Annotated in this window: 3 protein-coding genes; 1 reads left to right on the top strand and 2 read right to left on the bottom strand. The window is 70.7% G+C overall.

Annotated features, from left to right (window positions below):
- Positions 1–54: 54 nt before the first annotated feature.
- On the bottom strand, positions 55–684 hold the full coding sequence (locus ACFXA3_RS11905; protein WP_385185434.1) for an NUDIX domain-containing protein: 630 nt from the start codon (positions 682–684) through the stop codon (positions 55–57).
- Positions 685–773: 89 nt separating this feature from the next.
- Positions 774–2,417: a CTP synthase gene (locus ACFXA3_RS11910; protein ID WP_385185426.1), complete on the bottom strand. Its 1,644-nt coding sequence runs from the start codon at positions 2,415–2,417 to the stop codon at positions 774–776.
- A 446-nt stretch (positions 2,418–2,863) separates the two neighbouring features.
- On the opposite strand from ACFXA3_RS11910, the gene ACFXA3_RS11915 reads away from it, so the two are divergent.
- Positions 2,864–4,689: glycoside hydrolase family 15 protein (locus ACFXA3_RS11915; protein WP_385185429.1), on the top strand; the 1,826-nt coding region annotated here is incomplete at its 3' end.

Here is a 4,689-nt window from a genome sequence, read left to right on the forward strand (position 1 = left end):
GGGGGGGCGGGGGCGCGGGGGGGGGGGGGGGGGGCGGCGCCCCCCCCGGCCCGGTCAGGCCTCGTACGGGCGGGCCGGCCAGGGGGCCTGGGCCGGGCGGAGCGCGTCGATGCCGCCCGGGGCGGCCTGGGCCGCGGAGAGGGCCAGCACGCCCGTGACCAGTCCGGGGTTGCCGAGCCGTCCCTCCAGCACGCCGCGGACCAGGTCGGCCAGCGGTACGCGGGCGACCTCCATGTCCGCTTCCTCCTCCGAGACCTCGTACCGCTCGCCCTCCGCCTCGGACAGGCCGCGGGCGAGGAAGATCCGGATCGCCTCGTCCGATCCGCCGGGGGACGCGAAGAAGTCCGCGAGGACCCGCCAGTCCTCGGCCTTGACGTGCGCCTCCTCGTACAGTTCCCGCTGGGCCGCGTGGAGCGGGTTCTCACCGGGTACGTCGAGCAGCCCGGCCGGGAGCTCCCACAGCTTGTGCCGTACCGGGTGGCGGTACTGGCGCAGTACGAGCACGCCGCCGTCCTCGTCGAGCGCCAGCACGCACACCGAGCCCGGGTGCACCTGGTAGTCGCGGCGCACCACCGCTCCGTCCGGCATGCTCACCTGGTCCGAGCGGACCGACGTCTTCGCGCCCTCGAACGGAGTCCGTGAGGCGATGACCTCCCACGTTTCCCCGTTGTCCGCGATGCCCATGGCCATGATCCGTACCCCGTGCCTTTCCGAGAACGCGACAGCCGGGGCAAGATCCCTGCCCCGGCCGTCTACGTTATGCGGTCAGACCGTCACTTGGCCTTCGCGGCCTGCTGGCGCTCCACGGCGGCCTTGACCAGGCCGGCGAACAGCGGGTGCGGCCGGGTCGGGCGCGAGCGCAGCTCCGGGTGGGCCTGGGTGGCCACCAGGTAGGGGTGCACCTCGCGCGGGTACTCGACGTACTCGACGAGCTTGTTGTCCGGGGAGGTGCCGGAGAAGACGAGGCCCGCCTTCTTCTCCAGCTCGCCGCGGTAGGCGTTGTTGACCTCGTAGCGGTGGCGGTGGCGCTCGTCCACGTACGCCTGGTCGCCGTAGACCTCGCGGACGATGGAGCCCTCGGCGAGCTTCGCCGGGTACATGCCCAGGCGCATCGTTCCGCCCAGGTCGCCCGCGCCCTCGACGAAGGCCAGCTGCTCCTCCATCGTGGAGATCACCGGGTGCGGCGTGGAGGCGTCGAACTCGGTGGAGTTGGCCTCCGCGATGCCCGCGAGGTTGCGCGCGGCCTCGATGACCACGCACTGCAGGCCCAGGCACAGGCCGAGCAGCGGGATCTTGTTCTCGCGGGCGTAGGTGATCGCGCCGACCTTGCCGTTCACGCCGCGGTCGCCGAAGCCGCCGGGCACGCAGATCGCGTCGACGTCGGACAGCTGCGCGGCGGCGCCGGCCGGGGTCTTGCAGTCGTCGGAGGTGACCCACTTGATCTGGACGCGGGCCCGGTTGGCGAAACCGCCGGCGCGCAGCGCCTCGGTCACCGACAGGTAGGCGTCGGGCAGGTCGATGTACTTGCCGACGAGCGCGACCTTGACCTCGTGGTCGGGGTTGTGGACGCGGTCCAGCAGGTCCTCCCACACCGTCCAGTCGACGTCGCGGAACGGCAGGTCGAGCTTGCGCACGACGTACGCGTCGAGGCCCTCGGTGTGCAGCACCTTCGGGATGTCGTAGATCGACTTGGCGTCGATCGCGGCGACGACGGCCGCCTCGTCCACGTCGCACATCAGCGAGATCTTGCGCTTGATGGAGGTGGGGACGTCGCGGTCGGCGCGCAGCACGATCGCGTCGGGCTGGATGCCGATGTTGCGCAGGGCAGCGACCGAGTGCTGGGTCGGCTTGGTCTTGAGCTCGCCGGAGGGGCCGATGTAGGGCAGCAGCGAGATGTGCACGACGAAGACGTTGTCGCGGCCGACCTCGTGGCGGACCTGGCGGACGGTCTCCAGGAACGGCAGCGACTCGATGTCGCCGACGGTGCCGCCGACCTCGGTGATGACGACGTCGACGTCCTCGGTCGCCATGCGGCGGATGCGGTGCTTGATCTCGTTGGTGATGTGCGGGATGACCTGCACGGTGTCACCGAGGTACTCGCCGCGCCGCTCCTTGGCGATGACCTGGGAGTAGACCTGGCCGGTGGTGACGTTGGCCGAGCCGTCGAGGTCGACGTCGAGGAAGCGCTCGTAGTGGCCGATGTCCAGGTCGGTCTCGGCGCCGTCGTTGGTGACGAACACCTCGCCGTGCTGGAAGGGGTTCATCGTGCCCGGGTCGACGTTCAGGTACGGGTCGAGCTTCTGCATCGTGACCCGAAGACCGCGCGCCTTGAGCAGCGCACCCAGGCTCGAGGCCGTCAGGCCCTTGCCGAGGGAGGAGGCGACACCCCCGGTGACGAAGATGTGCTTGGTCGTCATGGCTGTGCTCGCCAAGAGGGGGCTCCCGTGGTCGCGAAGTGAGGTGCGGTGCGTCCGGCGCCGGCCACCGTCGAACCGGAGGCTCTCAGGGGGCGCCGAAGCTGCGGTTTCGGGGCTCCTGATTCGCACAGGCAGACCACCGGTCCACGGGGTACCAGCCTATCAGCGCCCGGGCCCGTCCGCCTCCGTGCACGCGCCGCCACGAGTGCTCGACGCAGCGCCACCGGCCGTCCCGCGGCCGGTCACACCGTCGTTGCCGCTGGTCACCCATTTGGTCGAGTCATATTCCCCCCCGACTTCAGGAGATCACTAGGGTGCCGTCATATCCTGCTCGGATATCGCTTCACATCGCCGCCGAGCAGTCCGGCAGACGGCGTAACCCGGCCGCATCCGGAATCATGAGCTCAGTGCGGGGATCCACACCCACGGGACCGCGCAACCGCGCAATGCAAGCGCCCTTCGGGGCGGACGTGGCCGTTCGACTGGAGATCTACGTGTCCGGGCGCATCGAGGATTACGCACTGATCGGGGACATGCAGACCGCCGCACTGGTCTGCCGGGACGGATCGGTGGACTGGTTGTGTCTGCCGCGTTTCGACTCCCATGCCGTCTTCGCGAGCCTCCTGGGCACCGAAGACCACGGCTTCTGGCGCATCGGCCCGGTGCTGCCGGGGAGCACCGGCGCCCCCGCGGCGACCCGCCGCCGCTACCAGGGCGACTCGCTGATCCTGGAATCCGAGTGGGACACCCCGCGCGGCACGGTCCGGGTGACCGACTTCATGCCGCCCCGCGAGGACCACGCGCCGCAGCTGGTGCGCATCGTGGAGGGCGTCAGCGGGCGGGTCCCGATGCGCTCCGCGCTGCGCATGCGGTTCAGTTACGGCCGGGTCGTGCCCTGGGTGCACAAGGTCGACGGGCGCACCGTCGCCGTCGCCGGCCCGGACTCCGTCTGGCTCGACACCGACGCGCAGACGTACGGCCGGGACCTGACCACGTACTCGGACTTCACCCTCGGCCCGGGCGACCGCAAGGCCTTCTGCATCAGCTGGCAGCCCTCCCACAAGGGCGCCCCGGACACCCCCGACCCGCAGGAGGCACTGGCGACCACCGCCTCGTTCTGGCGCGAATGGGTCGACCACTGCACGTACCACGGCCCCTACCGCGAGGCCGTCATCCGCTCCCTGATCACCCTCAAGGCGCTCACGTACGGCCCCACCGGCGGCATCGTCGCCGCGCCCACCACCTCCCTGCCGGAGGAGATCGGCGGCGTCCGCAACTGGGACTACCGCTACACGTGGCTGCGCGACGCGGCCATCACCCTCTCCTCGCTGCTGCGCACCGGCTACCGCGAGGAGGCCCAGGCCTGGCGCGAGTGGCTGCTGCGCGCGGTCGCCGGCGACCCGGAGAACCTGCAGATCATGTACGGGATCGCCGGCGAGCGGGAACTCGGCGAGACCGAGCTGGACTGGCTGCCCGGGTACGAGAACTCCCGCCCGGTCCGGGTCGGCAACGGCGCCGCGCACCAGCTCCAGCTGGACGTGTACGGCGAGGTCACCGAAGCCCTGCACCTGGGCCACATGACGGGCCTGGCCCGCAACGACTACGCCTCGGTGCTCCAGTTGAAGCTGATCCGCTACCTGGAGACGCACTGGGACCAGCCGGACGAGGGCATCTGGGAGGTGCGCGGCCCGCGCCGCCACTTCGTGCACTCGAAGGTCATGGCCTGGGTCGCCGTGGACCGCACGATCAAGCTGATCGAGAGCGGCGACGCGGACGGCCCCCTGGAGCGGTGGCGCGAGCTGCGCGACGAGATCCACCAGGACGTGTGCGAGAAGGGCTACGACAAGGAACGCAACACGTTCACGCAGTCCTACGGGTCGAAGGAGCTGGACGCCTCCCTGCTGCTGATCCCGCAGATGGGGTTCCTGCCGCCGGACGACAAGCGGGTCATCGGCACCATCGAGGCGATCCAGCGCGAGCTGTCCACCCCCGACGGGTTCATCCTGCGCTATCCGACGACCGGCGACGAAGCCGGCGTGGACGGCCTCGAAGGCGACGAGGGCGCCTTCCTCGCGTGCTCGTTCTGGATGGCCGACGACCTGGCGATGATCGGCCGGGTCGACGAGGCCCGCCAGCTCTTCGAGCGGCTGCTGGCCCTGCGCAACGACCTGGGACTGCTGGCGGAGGAGTGGGATCCGCGGCTGCAGCGCCAGGTCGGCAACTTCCCGCAGGCGTTCAGCCACGTCCCCCTGATCGACACCGCCCTGCGGCT

Origin of the sequence: Streptomyces sp. NPDC059456 (assembly GCF_042750055.1) — a bacterium.
GTDB lineage: Bacteria > Actinomycetota > Actinomycetes > Streptomycetales > Streptomycetaceae > Streptomyces.